At 68.2% G+C, this 18,685-nt stretch carries 17 protein-coding genes and 1 riboswitch; of the genes, 5 read left to right on the forward strand and 12 right to left on the reverse strand.

All coding sequences use genetic code 11. The annotated features are described in order from the left end of the window. A partial coding sequence (locus ACGTN6_RS12700) for a transketolase family protein (RefSeq protein WP_394592054.1) occupies window positions 1–1,430 on the forward strand: 1,430 nt, incomplete at its 5' end. Window positions 1,431–1,571: 141 nt separating this feature from the next. Further along, window positions 1,572–1,748, forward strand: a riboswitch (FMN riboswitch). A 104-nt stretch (window positions 1,749–1,852) separates the two neighbouring features. Further along, window positions 1,853–2,332: a 6,7-dimethyl-8-ribityllumazine synthase gene (locus ACGTN6_RS12705; RefSeq protein WP_394592056.1), complete on the forward strand. Its 480-nt coding sequence runs from the start codon at window positions 1,853–1,855 to the stop codon at window positions 2,330–2,332. A 185-nt stretch (window positions 2,333–2,517) separates the two neighbouring features. Here ACGTN6_RS12705 and ACGTN6_RS12710 read toward each other — a convergent pair whose 3' ends face one another. The 7 genes from ACGTN6_RS12710 to ACGTN6_RS12740 all read right to left on the reverse strand — a co-directional run bounded on the left by ACGTN6_RS12710 (window position 2,518) and on the right by ACGTN6_RS12740 (window position 11,420). After that, a complete protein-coding gene (locus ACGTN6_RS12710) occupies window positions 2,518–3,474 on the reverse strand; it encodes a D-ribose ABC transporter substrate-binding protein (protein ID WP_394592057.1) in 957 nt (318 codons plus the stop codon). A gap of 72 nt (window positions 3,475–3,546) precedes the next feature. Continuing rightward, window positions 3,547–4,662: an ABC transporter permease gene (locus ACGTN6_RS12715; protein WP_394592059.1), complete on the reverse strand. Its 1,116-nt coding sequence runs from the start codon at window positions 4,660–4,662 to the stop codon at window positions 3,547–3,549. A 26-nt stretch (window positions 4,663–4,688) separates the two neighbouring features. After that, on the reverse strand, window positions 4,689–6,230 hold the full coding sequence (locus ACGTN6_RS12720; protein ID WP_394592061.1) for a sugar ABC transporter ATP-binding protein: 1,542 nt from the start codon (window positions 6,228–6,230) through the stop codon (window positions 4,689–4,691). Between the two features lie 33 nt (window positions 6,231–6,263). Then, window positions 6,264–6,920 (reverse strand): DUF2291 family protein, encoded by a 657-nt coding sequence (locus ACGTN6_RS12725; RefSeq protein ID WP_394592063.1) that lies wholly within the window; start codon window positions 6,918–6,920, stop codon window positions 6,264–6,266. A 97-nt stretch (window positions 6,921–7,017) separates the two neighbouring features. Continuing rightward, complete coding sequence (locus ACGTN6_RS12730; protein ID WP_394592065.1) at window positions 7,018–8,607, reverse strand: glycerol-3-phosphate dehydrogenase; 1,590 nt, start codon at window positions 8,605–8,607, stop codon at window positions 7,018–7,020. Between the two features lie 36 nt (window positions 8,608–8,643). Beyond that, window positions 8,644–10,206: an FGGY family carbohydrate kinase gene (locus tag ACGTN6_RS12735; RefSeq protein WP_394592067.1), complete on the reverse strand. Its 1,563-nt coding sequence runs from the start codon at window positions 10,204–10,206 to the stop codon at window positions 8,644–8,646. Window positions 10,207–10,436: 230 nt separating this feature from the next. Next, entirely contained in the window at window positions 10,437–11,420 is a 984-nt protein-coding gene (locus ACGTN6_RS12740; RefSeq protein WP_394592069.1) for a sugar-binding transcriptional regulator, read from the reverse strand. 186 nt (window positions 11,421–11,606) lie between these two features. Between ACGTN6_RS12740 and ACGTN6_RS12745 the strand changes: the two genes are divergently transcribed. The 3 genes from ACGTN6_RS12745 (at window position 11,607) to ACGTN6_RS12755 (ending at window position 13,870) form a co-directional block, all read left to right on the forward strand. Beyond that, window positions 11,607–12,401 (forward strand): hydroxypyruvate isomerase family protein, encoded by a 795-nt coding sequence (locus ACGTN6_RS12745; RefSeq protein ID WP_394592070.1) that lies wholly within the window; start codon window positions 11,607–11,609, stop codon window positions 12,399–12,401. A 50-nt stretch (window positions 12,402–12,451) separates the two neighbouring features. Continuing rightward, window positions 12,452–13,225, forward strand: a complete 774-nt coding sequence (locus ACGTN6_RS12750) for a triose-phosphate isomerase (protein WP_394592072.1) — start codon at window positions 12,452–12,454, stop codon at window positions 13,223–13,225. 174 nt (window positions 13,226–13,399) lie between these two features. Next, entirely contained in the window at window positions 13,400–13,870 is a 471-nt protein-coding gene (locus ACGTN6_RS12755; protein WP_394592074.1) for an aminoacyl-tRNA deacylase, read from the forward strand. Between the two features lie 89 nt (window positions 13,871–13,959). On the opposite strand, the gene ACGTN6_RS12760 is transcribed toward ACGTN6_RS12755, so the two are convergent. From ACGTN6_RS12760 to ACGTN6_RS12780, 5 genes are all read right to left on the reverse strand, one after another. Further along, on the reverse strand, window positions 13,960–14,445 hold the full coding sequence (locus tag ACGTN6_RS12760) for a GNAT family N-acetyltransferase (protein ID WP_394592075.1): 486 nt from the start codon (window positions 14,443–14,445) through the stop codon (window positions 13,960–13,962). A gap of 78 nt (window positions 14,446–14,523) precedes the next feature. Next, the gene (locus tag ACGTN6_RS12765; RefSeq protein WP_394592077.1) at window positions 14,524–15,723 is read right to left on the reverse strand and encodes a methyltransferase; all 1,200 of its coding nucleotides are present in this window, start codon (window positions 15,721–15,723) and stop codon (window positions 14,524–14,526) included. Continuing rightward, complete coding sequence (locus ACGTN6_RS12770; protein ID WP_394592079.1) at window positions 15,713–16,675, reverse strand: YbgA family protein; 963 nt, start codon at window positions 16,673–16,675, stop codon at window positions 15,713–15,715. Before ACGTN6_RS12770 ends, ACGTN6_RS12765 begins: the two co-directional genes overlap by 11 nt. A 79-nt stretch (window positions 16,676–16,754) precedes the next feature. Next, window positions 16,755–17,555 carry a helix-turn-helix transcriptional regulator gene (locus ACGTN6_RS12775; RefSeq protein WP_394592080.1) on the reverse strand — a complete coding sequence of 267 codons (801 nt, stop codon included), beginning with the start codon at window positions 17,553–17,555 and terminating at the stop codon, window positions 16,755–16,757. Between the two features lie 47 nt (window positions 17,556–17,602). Then, the gene (locus ACGTN6_RS12780; protein ID WP_394592082.1) at window positions 17,603–18,670 is read right to left on the reverse strand and encodes a class II histone deacetylase; all 1,068 of its coding nucleotides are present in this window, start codon (window positions 18,668–18,670) and stop codon (window positions 17,603–17,605) included. Window positions 18,671–18,685 lie beyond the last annotated feature (15 nt).

The raw sequence follows: 18,685 nt of genomic DNA on the forward strand, positions 1-18,685 counted from the left end.
AGGTCGAGGGCTGGTTCACCGACGACACCGCCAAGCGCTTCGAGGCCTACGGCTGGCACGTGGTGCCCGCCGTCGACGGCCACAAGCCCGAAGAGATCAAGGCCGCCATCGAGCTGGCCCGCAGCCATGACGACAAGCCAAGCCTGATCGTCTGCAAGACCATCATCGGCTTCGGTGCGCCCAACAAGCAGGGCAAGGAAGAGTGCCACGGCGCCGCGCTGGGCGAGGACGAGGTCGCCGCGGCCCGCCAGCGCCTCGACTGGCCCCACGCCCCCTTCCACGTGCCGGAAGACATCTACCAGGGCTGGGACGCCGCCGAGGCCGGGCGCAGCCGCCAGGCCGACTGGCAGGCACGCTTCGAGCGCTACGCCGAGGCCCATCCGGCGCTGGCCCGCGAGTTCCTGCGCCGCCAGAAGGGCGAGCTGCCCGCCGAGCTGACCAGCGAGGCGCTGATCGAGCAGGCCCAGGCCAAGGGCGAGTCGATCGCCAGCCGCAAGGCCTCGCTTTCCTGCCTCAACGAGCTCGGCCCGCAGCTGCCCGAGCTGCTCGGCGGCAGCGCCGACCTGGCGCCCTCCAACCTGACCTTCTGGAAGGGCGCCGAGGCGATCTCATCCGAGGCCCCCGCCGGCAACTACCTGCACTACGGGGTGCGCGAGTTCGGCATGGGCGCGATCATGAACGGCATCGTGCTGCACGGCGGCTTCATCCCCTACGGCGCCACCTTCCTGATCTTCATGGAGTACATGCGCAACGCCGTGCGCATGGCGGCGCTGATGGGCCAGCGGGCGATCTACGTGTTCACCCACGACTCCATCGGCCTCGGCGAGGACGGCCCCACCCACCAGCCGGTGGAGCAGCTGACCACCCTGCGTTCGACCCCCAACCTGTCGACCTGGCGCCCCTGCGACGCCACCGAGACCGCCGCCGCCTGGGACGCCGCGCTCAAGCGCCAGGCCGGCCCCACCGCCCTGGTGCTGTCCCGTCAGGGCCTGCCGCACCAGGCCCGCGACAAGCAGCAGCTGGCCAACATCCAGCGCGGCGGCTACGTCTTGAAGGACGGCGAAGGCACTCCGGAGCTGATCCTGATCGCCACCGGCTCCGAGGTCGGCCTGGCCATGGACGCCGCCGCCGTCCTCGCCGAGCAGGGCCGTGCGGTGCGCGTGGTGTCGATGCCCTCCACCGACGTCTTCGACGCCCAGGACGCCGCCTACCGCCAGGCCGTGCTGCCGGCGGAAGTCGGCAACCGCATCGCCGTCGAGGCCGGCCATCGTGACGTCTGGTACAAGTACGTCGGCCTCGAGGGCCGCATCGTCGGCATGAGCACCTTCGGCGAGTCCGCCCCGGCCGGCGACCTGTTCGAGCACTTCGGCTTCACCGTGGACAACCTGGTGGCCGAGGCCGAGAAGCTGATGGCCCGATGGCCCGCCTGACAGCGACACCGGGAATTCTCGCAGCGCCGGATTCCCGCCGCCGAAAACGGCGAGACTGGCGGCGCAGGGCGTCGCCGAATACAATAGTGCGGCCGCGAACCGGACACGGGTCGGTACATCCGACAGGCGCCGGTCCGCGGTCAATGTTCTCAGGGCGGGGTGAAAGTCCCCACCGGCGGTGATGGCCTCTTTGCCTCAGCCCGCGAGCGCCCGGGACGGCCGACGTGCGATTCCCCATCCACGCGGTCACGACCGGGGTCAGCAGATTCGGTGAGACTCCGAAGCCGACGGTGATAGTCCGGATGGAAGAGAACGGCACCTTAGACGGGCCAGACACGCGCTCGCGGTTCATGCCGCCTGCCCCGGTTGGCCCGACGACGGGTCCCGCATGCCCTGATTCTGGTGAGATCAACGAGGAAACCATGAATCAGTCTACCCCCAGTCAGTCCCCGCGCATCGCTTTCATCCAGGCCAGCTGGCACAGCGATATCGTCGGCCAGGCCCGCGAGGCCTTCACCGCCACCCTCGCCGAGAAGCACGGCATCGCCGCCGACCAGGTCGAGGTCTTCAGCGTCGCCGGCGCCTACGAGATCCCCCTGCAGGCCCAGCTGCTGGCCGAAAGCGGGCGCTATGACGCCATCGTCGCCGCCGGGTTCGTGGTCGACGGCGGCATCTATCGCCACGACTTCGTCGCCCAGGCGGTCATCGAGGGCATGATGCGGGTCCAGCTCGACACCGAGATGCCTGTGCTGTCGGTAGTGCTCACCCCACACCACTTCCACGAGCACGCCACCCACACGGCGTTCTTCCACGAGCACTTCGTCACCAAGGGTCGCGAAGCCGCCGAGGCCTGCGCCATAACCCTGGAGAACCACCGCCAGGCGCGTCGACTGACCCGCTGACGCACGCCGCCAGGCAAGCATGCCCGACGACACTGCCCGGCCTTGCGCCGGGCAGTGTCGTTTCGTGGGCATCGCCGGGACGGGGCTCAATGTTTCGGAGAAGCCTCCACAAAAAACGCCGCCGCCGGATGGAGCCGGCGGCGGCGATCGAGCGCGGGCGACGCGGCAGGTCGCCCGAGGCAGCGTCAGATGTCGAGCACGAAGGGCGCGCTGTACTGGTCGACATTGTCGGCGGTGACGAGGAAGCAGTCGAAGAGCTTCTTCTCGCTGGCAAGGCCGGTCTCGCCGGTGCGCACGAACTGGTCGGCCAGGCGCACCGCCTGCTCGGAGAAGATCGCTACCGGCTGCAGCACCGTGTAGGCCATCTCGCCGGCCTTGATGGCGTCGATGGCATCGGGCGAGCCGTCGAAACCGCCGACCACCACCTCGTCGAGCCGGCCGGCCTCCTTGAGCGCCGCGATCGCGCCGAGCGCCATCTCGTCGTTGCCGCTGATCACCCCCTGGATGTCGGGGTTGGCCTGCAGCAGGCTCTGCGTCTTGTTGTAGCCCTGAGTGCGATCCCAGTTGGCGACGTCCACGCCGACCCGCTCCAGGCTCGGGTACTGGCTGAGCACGGTCTCGTAGCCGTTCGAGCGCGTGGCGGCATTGTTGTCGGAGGGCGCGCCCTTGAGCTCGACGTAGTCCGCCCCGTCGCCGACGGTCTGGACCCACTGCTGGGCCCCCAGCGCCGCCCCCTGGGCGTTGTTGGACACCAGCTGCGCCTCGGCCAGCCCCTGCTGGTTGATCTCGGCGTTGACGATGAACACCGGAATCCCGGCATCGACGGCCTTGCGCACGGCACCGATGGAGCCATCGGCGTTGGCCGGATCGAGGATGATGGCCTCGGCCTGGTTGGTGATCGCGGTATCGATCTGGCGACTCTCGGCGTTGGTGTCGCCCTTGTGGGAGCTGACGTTCGCCTCGTAGCCCAACTCCTCGGCCGTTTCCCGGGCGATCTTGCCCTCGGTGAACCAGTAGGGGTTGGAGTTATCGTTGACGATGATCGAGATGAGGCCCTTGTCGTCGGCCGCAGCGACACCGGCGAATAGCGGTGCGCTTACGGCAAGGGCGGTGATGAGCAGGCGTTTTCCGTTCTTGAACATGTTGGACCTTCCTTACTGTTGTGGTTGTGATGCCGAAGGCTCGGCAGGGTTGGCGACAGACGGTCGCGCCGCTCAGGCCGCGACACGCTGTGGCGAGGAAGCGGAGGATGCCTCGTCGTCGGACGCCGCTGAGGGCGACGTCTTGCGACCCTTGCGTCCCTTGTACTGGATGCTGTTGAGCAGCACCGCGAGCACGATGACGGCGCCGGTGAACACGGTCTGCCAGTAGGAGGAAACGCCGATGATCACCAGCCCGTCGGACAGGAAGCCGATCACGAAGGCGCCGAGCAGGGTGCCGCGCACGTTGCCGCGGCCGCCGGTCAGCGCCGCCCCGCCGATGACCACGCCGGCGATGGCGGTCAGCTCGTAGGTGGTGCCCGCGGTCGGGCCCGCCGAGGTCAGCTGCGACGACAGCACCAGGCCGGCAATGGCCGCACAGATCCCCGACAGCACGTAGACCGACACCTGGACACGCTTGACCGGCACCCCGGAAAGCTCCGCCGCCCGGGCGTTGCCGCCGGTGGAATACACCCAGCGGCCGAAGGGGGTGCGCGACAGCGCCAGCATCGCGGCGATGGCCACGGCCGCCAGCACCAGCACGCCGACCGGCACGCCGAACAGGCGATTGAAGCCCAGCCAGTCGAAGCCGGTGTTGCCCAGCGCCTCGCTGCCGCCGAGGTTGTTGTAGGTGAGGCCGTCGGTCATCAACAGTGCGACGCCGCGGGCCACGTAGAGCATGCCGAGAGTGGCGACGAAGGCCGGCACCTTGAAGTAGGCGATCAGCACGCCGTTGATGGCACCGACCAGGGCGCCCATGGCGCAGGTCAGGATCACCACCGCCCACACCGGCGGATAGACCACCACGCCGAAGGCTTCGAACGACACGCCCTGCATCAGGAAGCCGGCGAAGACGCCCGCGAACCCGAGCGTGGAACCCACCGACAGGTCGATGCCGCCGGTGAGGATGACCAGCAGCATGCCGATCGACAGCAGGCCGAAGATCGCCACGTGGGACGACATGGTCAGGAAGTTGTTGGTCGAGAAGTAGACCGGCGACAGGATCGAGAAGATCAGGATGATCGCGATCAGGGCGAAGAACGCCCTGCCCTCGAGCAGCAGGCGCCCCAGGTCGAATCCGCCGCCGCCATCCGGCTGGGCGTTGCGTTGAGCTTTGCTGGCATGAGTCATTGTTATGGTCTCCACTGGTGATTGGCTCAGGCGGCCACGGCCTCGCCCGAGGCGGCCATGATCTCGGCCTTGCTGACGTCGGAGCCGAACTCGGCGGCGATCCGGCCGCGGCTCATCACCACCACCCGGTGGGCGATGCTCAAGCATTCGCCGACCTCGGATGTGGTGAAGACCACGGCCAGCCCCTGCCGGGCGCCCTCGCTGAGCAACCGGAACACCTCGGCCTTGGCGCCGATGTCGATGCCGCGGCTGGGCTCGTCGAGCAGCACGACGTCGGGATGGGTGGCCAGCATCTTGCCGATGACGACCTTCTGCTGGTTGCCGCCGGACAGCGAGCCGATCTCGGCGCCGCCGCCGTCGGTCTTGATATGCACGTTGCGAATGGAGTCCTCGACCACCGACTGCTCGCGTCGGCGCGAAGTAAACAGGCGCCGGGTGAAGCTGCCGATACTGGCCAGCGACAGGTTCTCGCCCACCGACATGGTCTGCACGAGCCCGTCGCGCTGGCGGTCCTCCGGCACCAGCACCAGGCCCTGCTCGATGCGCTCGGCGATGCCCAGCCGCGAGACGTCACGGCCCTGGAGCAGCACGCTGCCCCCCGACAGCGGCAGGCGCCCGGCCACGCTCTCGAGCAGCTCGGTGCGCCCGGCGCCCATCAGGCCGTAGATGCAGACGATCTCGCCGGCCCTGACGTCCAGCGACAGCCGGTCGACCGCCGAACGCTCCGACAGCGTGGCATCCGGCACGGACACCTCGCGCAGCGACAGCGCCACCTCGCCCATGGCGTAGCCGCCGGGCGGCGCGCCGAGGTCGAAGCCCTCGCCGACCATGTTCGTCACGATCCACTCCAGGTCGATGTCACGACGCGGGGCATAGGCCGTCATGGTGCCGTCGCGCAGCACCACGGCGTGGTCGGTGATGGTCAGGGCTTCCTCGAGATGGTGGGAGATGTAGACGATCGAGACGCCACGGCTCTTGAGGTCGCGGATCACCCGGAACAGCACCTCGACCTCCGAGGCGGAGAGTGCCGAGGTCGGCTCGTCCATGATCAGGATGCGCGAGTCGGCCGACAGCGCCCGGGCGATCTCGACGATCTGCTGCTGCCCCAGGCGCAGTTCCTCCACCGGCGTGCGGGGATCGATGGGCTCGTCCAGCTCTTCCATCAACAAGCGCGTCTGACGTTCCTCCTCGGCGTAGTCGATGCCGGTCGGCCCGCCCAGCTCGCGCCCCATGAAGATGTTGTCGCGCACGCTGAGGTTGGGCGCGAGGCTCAGCTCCTGGTGAATGATCGAGATGCCCAGGCGCTGAGCCTCGGTCGTGGAGGCGACGCTCACCGGGCGGCCGTCGAGGAGGATCTCGCCGGAGGTCGGCTGGAGCACCCCCGACAGGATCTTCATCAGCGTCGACTTGCCGGCGCCGTTCTCGCCGAACAGGGTGGTGACCTGGCCACGGTGGATGTCGAAGTGCACCGATTTCAGGGCATGGACGTTGCCGAAGGACTTGGCGATATGACGCGCCGAGAGGATGACCTCGTCGGTGCCGTCTTGTTCTTGAAGTGTCGCGTTCATGGCATGCTCATCCGTCATTCAGGAAGTTCTGGCTCACTGCACGCTCAGGCTGACCGGCGTCACGAGCCAGTTGCTCGGGTTGATCAGCTTGAAGGCCCCGGTGACCGTGATGGTCCGCCCGGACAGCGCTTCGGCGTCGATTCCCGACAGCACCTGTGCCTTCATCGCATCGTTGAGCGCCGCGCCAGCGTTCTGGTACTCGATCTGGTTGGTGAACTGGCCGAACTGGATGTTGCCGGTGGCATCCCGCAGGTCGGTGCCGTTGATCGCCGGCCCGGTCTGGACCCGGATCGTCAGGTCGTCGGGAAGGCCCTCGACCTCGACCGGATAGATCCCGGCCTTGCCCTCCCCGACCACGCCAGAAAAGCGCACCGGGATCACCGGACCGATGCCGGCCCCCACGCCGTAGCGCTCGCCGGCCGCCGCCTTGTCCTCGGCGATCGCGGCCGCCAGCTCATCGGCCTCGACGGCTCGCGCCTCGACGCTGTCCCGCACCAGCGGGAACTGTTCGGCACCGAAGCGTTCGGCCGAGAAGCCGTCATCGGCGACGTCGTCCTGGGAGCCGATCGTCACGATCGTGGTATCCAGGGCCATGGCGCCGAGCAGGACGATCGCCACGCCGATGGCTGCGACCAGGCCGCGCCCCTTGCCGGAACGCGACGGCGATATGGCATTGGTTGACGCACTCATGATGAAAGACCTCGCCGTTGTAATACGTTGTTGTAAGACATTGTTGTAAAACGTCGTTGTATGAAGTTGTCGTCGTCCGTTCTGCGCCGAGCCGGCCTCAGGAGGCGGCGACGCGGTCGATGCTGGCCGCGGTGCTGGCGCCCTCGGGCGAACCGACCTCGCGCGCCACCCAGGCCTCGACCCGCTCGACCTCGGCCGGGCTCATGACCAGGTAGAGCTTGGTGCGTCGTTCGAGGATGTCAGCGGCGCTGCGTGCCCATTCGTGATCGACCAGGTAGCGCGCCTCGACGGCGTAGAGATCGGCCCCCAGGTGCTCGCCCAGGTCCGCGTAGTCCCTGGCGTCGCCGAGGATCCCGCGGGCAAGCGTGCCGTAGAGGCGGGCATAGCGGGTGGCGGTATCTGCCTCGAGCCAGGGGTAGTCGCGCTGGAGGCCCTTGAGGAACGCCTCGAAGTCGGCGCCCGGCATGTCGCCGCCGGGCAGCGGCGCGGTCTCGTTCCAGGTCTTGCCCATGGCCGGAAAGTAGGACGCGAGCTTTTCCAGGCCGTGCTCGGCCAGTTTTCGGTAGGTGGTGATCTTGCCGCCGAACACCGACAGCAGCGGCGCCTTGCCGGCGTCGTCGGAAACATCGAACACGTAGTCGCGGGTCACCGCCGAGGGATTGTCCTGGGCATCGTCGAACAGCGGCCGGATCCCGGAGAAGCTGGTCAGGACATCGTCCCGGGTATAGGGCGTCGCAAAGTAGCGATTGACCACACCGAGCAGGTAGTCGACCTCGCCCTGATCGATCGCTACTCGGTCCGGATCGCCCTCATAGACGATGTCGGTGGTGCCCACCAGGAGCTTGTCGCCCTCGTAGGGATTGACGAAGATCACTCGCTTGTCATCGTTCTGCAGCAGGTAGGAGTTGGCGGTGGCGTAGCGCTTGGGCAGCACGATGTGGCTGCCCTTGACCAGCTTGACCCGGTCCTTGCCGCCCTGCTCGAACGCCCCCTTGAGCACCTGGTCCACCCAGGGGCCGGCGGCGTTGATCACCGCCCTGGCGGCCAGCGAACGGACCTCGCCGCTGTCAGTGTCGGTGAGCTCGACCTCCCAGCGGTCGGCCCGCCGGGTCGCCCTGGTGCAGGCGGCGCGCGTGTAGACATCGGCGCCGAGGCGCGCAGCATCGAGCGCATTGAGGATGACCAGGCGGGCATCGTCGACCCAGCAGTCGGCGTATTCGAAGCCCTTGGGATAGGCATCCTTGATCGCCTCGCCCTCCGGGCAGCGGCGCAGGTCGAGGCCGCGGCTGCCGGGCAGCAGGTCGTCCTTGCCGCCCAGGTGGTCGTAGAGGAACAGCCCGGCGCGCACCAGCCAGGCCGGGCGCTGCTCGGGGCTGTGGGGCAGCACGAAGCGCATCGGCCAGATGATGTGCGGCGCCTTCTTGAGCATCACGCTGCGTTCCTTGAGCGCCTCGCGCACCAGGCGGAACTCGTAGTACTCCAGGTAGCGCAGGCCACCGTGGATCAGCTTGCCGCTGCGCGACGAGGTGCCCTGGGCCAGGTCGTCCTTCTCGCACAGCGCGACGGACAGGCCGCGGCCGGCGGCGTCGCGGGCGAAGCCGGCGCCGTTGATACCGGCCCCGATGATCAGCAGGTCGTAGAGCGGGCGCTCGTCGCGCGGGCGGGACTGGGCGGGGGAATCGGACATGCCGTCTGCCTCCGTGGGGAAATGTCGTGGGCCGCTTCAACTCTCGGCGTTGACACGCTCGAGATGGCGCCAGAAGCCGTCGGAATTGGTATGGGAACGGCGATAGACGCCGAACAGCCGTTCGTAGAGGTTCTGCAGCGCGGGATCCGGCGCCACGCACTCCTCGGCCAGGAAGGGGGTCACCCAGGTCCGGCAGGCCTCTGCCAGGTCGCGGTGATGCCCCAGGCACAGGCTCGCCACCATGGCGGCGCCAGCGGCACCGGTTTCGCCCCGCGTCAGGGTGCGCACCGGCACGCCCATCACCGAGGCGAGGATGGTGCACAGCGTGCGGCTCTGGGCGGCGCCGCCGGTCAGCCTCAGCTCCTCCGGATGGGCCTCGAGGGCGTGGTAGCAGTCGCGGGCGGCGAAGGCGACACCCTCGTAGATGGCCCGCGCCATGTGCAGGTGGTTGACCTCGGTGGACAGCCCCAGGAACTGGGCCCGAGCACGGGGATTGAAGAAGGGGCCGCGCTCGCCGTTGGCGCAGATGAAGGGGTGATAGATGAGTCGCCCCGGCGGGGTGTCGGCCAGCGCCGCATCGAGCCGAGGCAGCAGGCCGTCGGCGGCGAGTGGCGCTTCGCCCAGCGCCTCGAGCATCTGGTTGAGCCCCTTGATGAACCATTCCAGGTTGAGGGTCGCGGCCATGTTGGAGCACAGCTGGACCCAGGTGTCGGGCGCCACGCACGGCATGGTGTAGCAGGACTGATTGCTGAGCACGATGTCGCGCGGGTCCTCACGCACGCACAGGTGGGCACCGGTGGTGCCGATGATGCTGCAGGCCACCCGCTTGCCGGGCTCATAGACGCCGGCGCCGAGACCGGTGGCCAGCATGTCCACCGGCGCCAGCACCACCGGCGTGCCCTCGGCCACGCCGATCTCCCGGGCCACCTCAGCGTCGAGGGCGCCGTGCTCGCGGCTGCCGTCGACGATCCGCGGCAGCCGGTCGCGGTACCCGGACAGGCCGAAAACCTCGAGCACCGCGTCGGAGTACTCGCCGCTGCGAAAGTCGCCGTAGGTCCACAGCGCCTCGGCCGGGTCGGTGGCGCGATCGCCGGTCAGGCAGAAGTACAGCCAGTCCTTGCAGTGGAAGACGGTGGCCGCGGCTTCGAGGCGCTCGGGGGCATGGCGCTCGAGCCAACTCAGCTGGCCGCTCTGGATCGACTGGTTGAGCCCGGTCCCGGTGCGGCGATAGGCCTCGGGCCCGGTGCGGGTCGCCCGCCAGTGGGAGACGATGTCGCTGGCGCGACTGTCGAGCCACAGCAGGGCATCGCCCACGGGACGCCCCTCGGCGTCGATCATCCAGGTGCCATCGCCCTGCCCGGTCACCGCGATGGCGGCCAGGCGCGGGACGAGCGCGGGATGCTCGGCGAACAGGCGCTGGAGCGTGGTCCGAGCCGCGGCCCAGGTGTCCGGCAGGCTCTGTTCGACGCCACCATCCGGGCGGTTCTCGAGGCGATTCTCGCACTGGGACTTGGCCAGTTCGCGGCCCTGGCGATCGAAGGCCACGGCCTTGATCACCGAGGTGCCGGCATCCAGGCCGACGATGACCTCATCCTGCATGGCACACCTCCCGGGCGGGGACGGTGGCGAGACGCACGCGGGCGCCGTCGTGGGTCGAGCTCGACATGATGTTGTCTCTATGTTGTGAGCTGGCGAGCGGCCCGGCGATGCGGTGCCGCCTGGTACCTCGCGGAAGATCGTCACGCCCGGGTCATACCTCGCGCCCGGGTCATCAGCGTCTTCCGTCGTTATCGTTGTCGTGGCGTGTCTCGACTGTCGGCCGCGGTGGCCTAGCTACTCTCCTGGTCGAGCCGGTCCAGCACCGCGCGGGCGACCACCTCGTCGGTGATCAGCCCCTTGAGCAGCTCGCTGCGCAGCACCGAGAGGGTCGCGCCGACCTTCTCCTCGCCGCCGGCGACGGCGACGATGTGATGGTCACGCAGCTGCTCGAGGCCGAGTCCCAGGGTCCGGGCGTTGATCTCGCAGTCCACCCGGTTGCCGTGGGCATCCAGGAACTGGCCCAGCAGTTCGGCCTCGGCGCCGGCGTCGCGCAGCCGGCGGGCGTCCTCGGCGTCGAGCTCGCCGAGTTCCATCAGCAGCGAGTGGCCCTGGGACGGCACCGCGCCCAGCCCCACCATGGTCAGGTCGGCGGACGTGGCGATATTGATGACGTCCTGCACGCTGCGCTGCTCCATCAGCACGCGTTTGTGCTCGGCGGTGTCGGCGAACAGCGGCACCGGCAGCAGATAGCCCTCGCCGCCGGTCTTGTCGACCAGACGATGGATGACGTCGTAGGGGTTCAGAGCCATCTTGCGCACCACGCTGCCCAGCACCGGGACCATCTTGAGCCGGGGGCAGTCCATCTGCGGCAGGCAGTTGACCATCTCCGACAGGCTTCGGCCCCAGCCCAGCCCGAGCACCTCGACGCTCTTGGCATCCAGCCGGCTCTTCAGGTAGTAGGCCGCGGCCATGCCCAGATTGGCGGCGGGGTTGACGCCCTCCTCCGCCGGCATCGCCGGCACCACCGAGCAGGTCTCGAGGTTCATGCGCCGCTTGAGCTCGTCTTCCAGGGTCAGCAACGCCTCGGGCGAGCCCTTGATGAACACCTGGACGGCGCCCATTTCGTGGGCCGCAGCGATCAGCCGATGCACCTTCATGCGCGACACCATCAGGCGCTCGGCGATCTGTGCCTGGGTATAGCCCCCCACATAGGAAAGCCAAGCCGCTCTCAGGGCCAGGTCACTCTCGCTGTGGCTGGTCGGGGTGTTGCTCATGGCCGTCTCCGGTTTTGATATTTTGTTCATGCATTGTTAAAAATAACGCTAGGGTAGGTTATCGAGACTGTCAAGACGTTCCGTCGATGCGCGATATCGACCCCGACGGCCTCACCATGACGGGCCAAACGGCACCATGAAGCGGTGCCCCAGGCCCCACCAACAACGACAAGGCAGGAGGTCAGCGTGCTCAAGCTCGCCGCCAATCTGACGTTCATGTTCACCGAGGTGCCCTTCCTGGAGCGCTTCGCCCGTGCCCGCACCGCGGGCTTTCGCTACGTGGAGTTCCACAATCCCTATCCGTTCTGCGAGCGCCCCGAGGCGATTCGCGAGGCCGCCGACCGGGCCGGCGTGGAGATCATTCACTTCAATCTGCCGGGCGGCGACTGGGAGGCCGGCGAGCGCGGCATCGCGGTGCTGCCGGATCGCCGCGACGAGTTCCTCCGCGGGCTCGACGCCACCATCGAGATCGCCGGAAAACTCGGCTGCGGCCAGCTCAACTGCCCGCTGGGCTACCCAGGCGAGGGCTTGGCACCGGAGCCTCAGCACCAGGCCCTGATCGACAACCTGCGCCTTGCCGCCGAGGCCACCGCCCAGGCCGGCATCCGCCTGCTGGTGGAGCCGCTCAATCCCATTACCCACCCCGGCTATCCACTGGTCAACACCGCCCAGGCGGTGGCCCTTCTGGACGCAGTCGACCATCCCAACTTGTTGATCCAGTACGACTTCTATCAGATGCAGCGCTCGGAGGGAGAGCTCGTCGAAACGCTGCGCCAGCACCTGGATCGCATCGGCTTCCTCCAACTGGCCGACAATCCGGGGCGCCACGAGCCGGGCACCGGGGAGATCAACTACCGCTTCCTGTTCGCCGAGCTGGAACGCCTGGCCTTCGACCGCTTCATCTCGCTGGAGTACAGCCCCAGCACCGGGACCGAAGCCTCACTGGCCTGGATACGCGACTACGGCATTCGCCACGCCTGATGCCCACCGAGAGCGACGACACCGATCGACTAAATGAGAGGACGCCCGACATGACCACGCCATTCTGGGTAGGCACCAGTTGGAAGATGAACAAGACGCTGGGTGAGGCCGCCGACTACTGCGCCGCCCTGCAGGACGCCGACGTGCTGCGCGATCCGCGGCTGCAAGGCTTCGTGATTCCCCCCTTCACCGCGCTAAGCAAGGTGTGCCAGGCGCTGGCCGAAACGCCGGTGATGGTCGGCGCCCAGACCATGCACTGGGCCGATGATGGCGCCTACACCGGGGAGATATCGCCGCTGATGGTTCGGGACTGCGGCGCCGACATCGTCGAGCTGGGGCACTCCGAGCGACGCGAGTACTTCAACGAGACCAACAGCGCGATCAACCGCAAGGTTCGAGCCGCCCTGGCACACGGGCTGCGCCCGCTGATCTGCGTCGGCGAGACCGCCGAGGAGAAGGCCCAGGGCGTGGCCGCCGATACCGTGATCCGCCAGTGCCGGATCGCCCTCAGCGATGTACCCGCCGAGGCGCTGGACCGCGTGCTGATCGCCTACGAGCCGGTATGGGCCATCGGCGAACACGGCACACCCGCCGCGGCCGAGGATGCCGGCTGGATGCATCGCCGGATTCGCGAGGCGCTGCCGACGACGCCCCAGGGCGCAACGCTGCCGGTGCTCTACGGCGGCAGCGTCAACCCGGGAAACTGCGCGGAGCTCGCTGCCCTGCCCGAGGTCGCCGGCCTGTTCATCGGGCGCAGCGCCTGGCAGCCGGAGGGGCTCTGCGATATCGCCACGCGCGTCCTGGCAGTGTGCGAAAAGCGCTGACAGCGACACGCCGTCGTCGACAATGCTCAAGCCTTCGGACAGGGCTTCCGCTCAACTACGACGTGGGTAACACACACCATGGAGACTATTCTTGTCATCAGGGAGACACGCATGCCAAGAAGGGAGGCACGGTAATCCGATGGGTCGGCCCACGGGGCCGAAGGAGTGCACGTCATGGCCATGCCGATGACGATACGGGAGTACCTCCGCGCCTGTGATATCGACTACGAGGAGGTTCCCCATCCACGCGAAGTTTCCACCAGCCGCATCGCCCAGGTGTCACACATCGGCGGCAGCCAGATGGCCAAGGCGATCATGCTGCACGGCGACCAGGGCTATCGCGTCGCCGTGGTGCCCAGCACCTGCGATGCGGATCTGGAGAAACTCTCGCAGATGTTCCACGAGAAGCTCGAACTGGCCAGCGAGGAGGAGATTCAGCACGAGTTCAGCGACTGTGACCCCGGCGCGACGATCGCCGTGGGCCAGGCTTACGGCCTGCAGGTCTACCTCGACGACCAGTTACGCCACCAGTCTGACATCTACTTCGATGCCGGCGACCACGAAACGCTGGTGCACATGAGCGGCAACGAGTTCGACCGCCTGATGGCCGAAAGCCGCCATGGCGCTTTCAGCCGCCCCCACTGACCCCGGCTCGGGTCCGCCACCGCTCGGCCACGCCTCGTCGCGTGGCCGAGCGCTGTCAGGGCATTGGCGCTGGCGCGCCGGGCATGCCCTCAGGCATCGCGCGGAGGTCGCACATACTTGATGAACGGCGTCAGCGCACCAACGCGCTCGTACAGCTGCCGGGCCTCGCGATTGAAGTCCTGGGTCATCCAGTAGACGTCGGGCGCCCCGTCTTCGCTGGCCTGGGCGTAGACCCGCTCGATCAGTTGCCGCCCCAGGCGTCGCCCGCGATAGCGGGAGTCGACGAACAGGTCCTGAAGATAGCAGACCGAGGTCAGCTTCCAGCAGTGGGCGTGATACAGGTAGTGGACGAGTCCGGCGAGCGCCGGAGCATCCGGCTCCCCCTCCCCCGGCACCTCGACCACGAAGCCGCTCGGCTCGCCGGGGCCCGGGGTCAGCAGGCGCGCGAAGGTGTTGTCGTACACCGCCTCCGGCAGCTCGGTGCCGTAGAAGGTCAGATAGTCCTGCCACAGGCGGGCCCATTCCGGCTTGTCGCTCATCTGGAGCGGACGGATCAGGAGGTCGTCGTCGGACATGCGGTCTTCCTAGTCTGTATTCCCATGGTGTGCAGGGTCATAATGGCGCCGCACCCCGGGCCCCGACAACCGGCTCGATCAGCATGTCTCGAGCAGCAGGTTGCGAGGCGTCAGCTCCCGCGTGCAGAAGGTACCGAGGCGCACTTGCTGGCCGGCCTCCACCAGTCGCCAGGCGCGATCCAGCCCCAGCCAGACCTCCAGCGGGCGACGATAAAGATGGCGCACCAGCTCCAGCCGCGAGACCTCGGCCAGGCGCCGCCAACCCGCTGTCTCGAAGGCCGCCCAATCGAGCGTGGCCGGCAACGCGACGCCCTTGCGCTCGGCCGCCCAGCGGCAGAAGCCGGCAAAGTCATCGGGCAACCGGCCATAGGCGAGGCTCGGCACCGGCAGGTAGGCATCATGGCCACGCACCTCGCGCTGCAGTCGGTCGAAGCCCAGCCGCCAGGCATTGGCGCGCTGCCGGTGGCGGCGCACGCCCTGCGGCGCGGTCACCGTCTCCTGCACCGCCATGGCCAGATCCTCGCGGGACAGCGCCAGGCCGTGCTGGGCCATCAGCGCCCGTCCGCGACGCGACAGCGCGCGATACTCACTGGCCTCGGTGCGGTGATAGCAGCAGGGCGCCAGACTCACCGCGGCGCCGCGTTCGGCGGCCAACTCGAGCAGCCGGGCGTGCAGATCGCCGCAGGCGTGCAGTGCCGTGACCCGACGCCCGGGCCCCAACCAATCACCGGCGTCATCGTCCAGCACGTCCTGCTGGTGTAACCGCACCGGCTGCGACTGCCGCTCGGCCAGGGCCTGGCCCGCCTCGCAAAGCGCCGCCTGCCACTCCAGGCCCGTCACCGGCCGGCCATGCAGCCGCGCCAGGGTGCGTGACAAGTGGCCCTTGCCGGCACACCACTCCACCAGCGACTCGCCCTCGGCGGGTGCCACGCAACCGGCGAAGGCCTGGAGCTGGCGCCACTTGCGCGCCCCGATGCCTTCGCCCCAGGCCTCGGGCAGCGCAGCGCCGCCTGCCGACAGGTCAGGCAGGGCCGCGGCCTCGGCAAGCTCGGCCACCGGCAGCCAGGCCGCCAGCGGTGACGCCTCGAAGGGCGCCGCCTGGAGCCGCTCGATCGCGTCGTCGGGCAGCGCCAGCAGCGCCTCGGCGAGCCCCGGGGCATGCGCTCCCCAAGGCATGGCACGGTGCTGGAACGGCAGCGGTCGCCACAGCGGCTGTCCGTCGGCCAGCAGGCGAGTGAGCGCGACAAAGCGAGCCTCGAGGTCCGGCTCAGATGGCATTGCGCAGGCCCAGCTCGTAGGGATGTGGGTCGAGATAGGACTGAGCACGGATGTAGTCGGAGCCGTGGCGCTTGAGATAGTGGTTGAGCAGCCGCATGGGCACCGCCAGGGGCACCTGCTGGAGGCGATACTCCTCCACCACGGCCAGCAGGTCCTGGCGGGTCTCGCCGTCCAGGGCACGCTTGAGATAGCCCATCACGTGCATCAGCGCGTTGGTGTGGGACTTGCGGGTCGCCGGCCTCGACAGCGCCGCCATGAAGCGCTGCAGGTAGTGGGCCATGGCCTCCTCCACCGGCACCTGGTGAGCCTCGCCCAGATAGCGGCCAAGCTCGCGATAGGTCTCTACCCGATGCGCCATGAGCAGGAACTTCTGGCGACTGTGGAACTGCAGCAGGGCATGATGGCTGGGCGCCGGTTCGACGCTGCGTTTCCAGTCGTCCAGGGCATAGATACGAGTGATGAAGTTCTCACGCAGCACCGGGTCGTTGAGCCGTGCTTCCTCCTCCAGCGGCAGCTCCGGAAAGCCACGGCGCAAGGCACGCACGAAGGCACCGGAATCGGCATGGCTGGGCATGCCGTTGGGGTGATAGACCTTGACCCGCTCGAGACCGCAGCTGGGCGAGCCTTTCATCAGGATGAAGCCGCGCAGGTGGCGGTGCGCCTCGATGAAGGTCTCACTTACCTCTTCCAGCCGCTCGGTAACGTCCAGCGTCTCGTCGACGGTGCCCTTGACGCGGGGTATCTCGCCACTCTTCCCGACCAGGCGGATCGGCTCGCGGGGTACGCCCAGCCCGGCCGCCAGCTCCGGGCAGAAAGGCTCGAACGCAAAGCGCTCCGCAAGCACCTGGAGACAATAGCGCGACCGCTTATGGCCGCCGTTGTAGCGCACCTCCTGACCGGTCAGACAGGCGCTGATGCCGACCGGGATGCCGTGCTGTGATTGCTGCGCCATGCCAAGCGCTCCTGTGCCAGTGACTACCATGCGCACAGGATAACGCCGGGCGCCTAGGCTCGCGAGATGGCGGACCAGATCAGGCGCGCGTCTCTCGATGCTGGAAGAGCATGAACTGGCGGAACAATTCGGCCTGGCTGCCAATGTTGAGCTTGGCGTAGAGGCGCTTGCGATGATTCTTCAGGGTGCCAAGAGTGATGCCCAGTTCCCGCGCCATTTCTGGGCCGGTATGGCCGCGCAGGATCAGCCAGGCGACCTGGCGCTCGCGCTCGCTGAGGCAATCCTGCCCAAAGCTCTCGAGCAGCGTCGGCGACTCGTGGAGCGTCGGCAGGTGCAGGCTGCTGGCGAGCCAGAACTGGCGTATCAGTGCCTCAAGCAGCGGAAACAGGTACGCCAGGATGGCCATGAGCTCGGCCTGGTGGGTGGCGTGATGCCGTCGGTAGAAGCCGAAGGACAGCGACAGGCATTCGCCTTGCCCCAGCGGGAAGAAGGCAGCGGCCTCGTCGTAGAGCCCGAGGTCGCGATAGTAGGTGGCGAAGTAGTCGCTGTGGCGAAAGCCGGCCGGCGCCAGCTCGTCCAGCGTCCGAAGTCCGGCCTGGGGCATCGTCTGCCAGTAGCGATAGAAGGGATCGAGCAGGTACATGCGCTCCACGTAGGGCACCAGCACGCGCCGGTCCAGCTCGGCGGAGAGGTTGTCGGCCAGCACCGTGGGTCGCCCGCCGCGGGGAAAGTGGAAGACCACGTGGCTGATATCGGGAAAATACGCCTCCAGCGCTCGCCCGAGGCCTTCCAGGAACTCGGGCGAGCGTACCTGATCGGCCAGTCGAGCCACCGGGGCCAGACTGGCAGGCGCTAGGCTCTCGCGGGAGGCAGGCACCATGGGCATCCTCTCGTCAGGGGGCGGATCGGCGGCGACAGGCCTCAAGCTTATCCGATCGCCTCGAGCATCGCAGCGGCCCGCTCGATCAGCGCCGCCTGATGGGGCTGCAAGGACTGCTGTCCCCACTGGGCGATCTCCGCCGCGGCCGGGTCCTCGGCGGCGATGGTGCTGCCCGACAGCGCCTGGATCACCGCATGGCCACAGAACGGCACATAGCCCTCGGAATATCCGCCCTCGTGGACCATCACCAGCCGCCCCCCGCAGAGGTCGCCGGCGGCGTCCACCAGCATGCGTGTCATGCGCCCGAAGGTGGTGCTGTCGAGCAGCATGCAGCCCAGCGGATCCATCGCGGCGGCGTCATAACCGCAAGCCACCACGATCAGCTCGGGCTTGAAGCGAGTTAGCGCCGGCAGCACTACGCGCTCCATGCAGGCCAGGTAGGCCCCGATCCCGCTGCCGGCGGGCAGCGGCACGTTGAGGTTGTAGCCGTAACCGGCGCCCTCGCCTCGTTCCTCCAGCCCCCCACTGCCCAGCGGGTAGTTGTTATCGTGGTGCAGCGACAGGGTAAGCACTTCGCCGCTGTCCCAGAACGCGCGCTGGGTGCCGTTGCCGTGATGCACGTCCCAATCGATCACCGCCACGCGGCCCAGGCCATGCCGCGCCTGCATGGCCATGACCGCCACCGGGATGTTGCCCAGCAGGCAGAAGCCCCGCCCGCGATCGGGTTCGGCGTGGTGCCCCGGCGGCCGGCACAGCGCGTAGGCGTTGTCGCAGTCGCCCCGCAGCACCGCCTCCATGGCGGCGATCGCCTGCCCGGCAGAGCGTCGCGCGATCGCATAGCTGTCGCGGCCCACCGGCGCGCACTCTCCCGCCTCGCCGTGTCCAAGCTCGCTCATCTCGGCGAGCCGCGACAGGTAGTCTCGGGTGTGAAAGCGCCGCAGGTCCGCCTCCTCGGCCGGCGTGCCCTTGAGCGGCACCAGCTGGTCAATCAGGCCGGTCATCTCCACCAGATTGCGCAGCCGACGCTTGGTCTCCGGGTGCTCGGCAGCGCCCGCCGGCTGGACGTGTCCCCCGGGGGCGGGAAACACCGAGCAGGGGCCACCGTCATGCCACATGCAGTGTTCGTGAAA

The sequence above is a fragment of the Halomonas sp. B23F22_20 genome, assembly GCF_043496985.1.
Taxonomy (GTDB): Bacteria; Pseudomonadota; Gammaproteobacteria; order Pseudomonadales; family Halomonadaceae; genus Halomonas.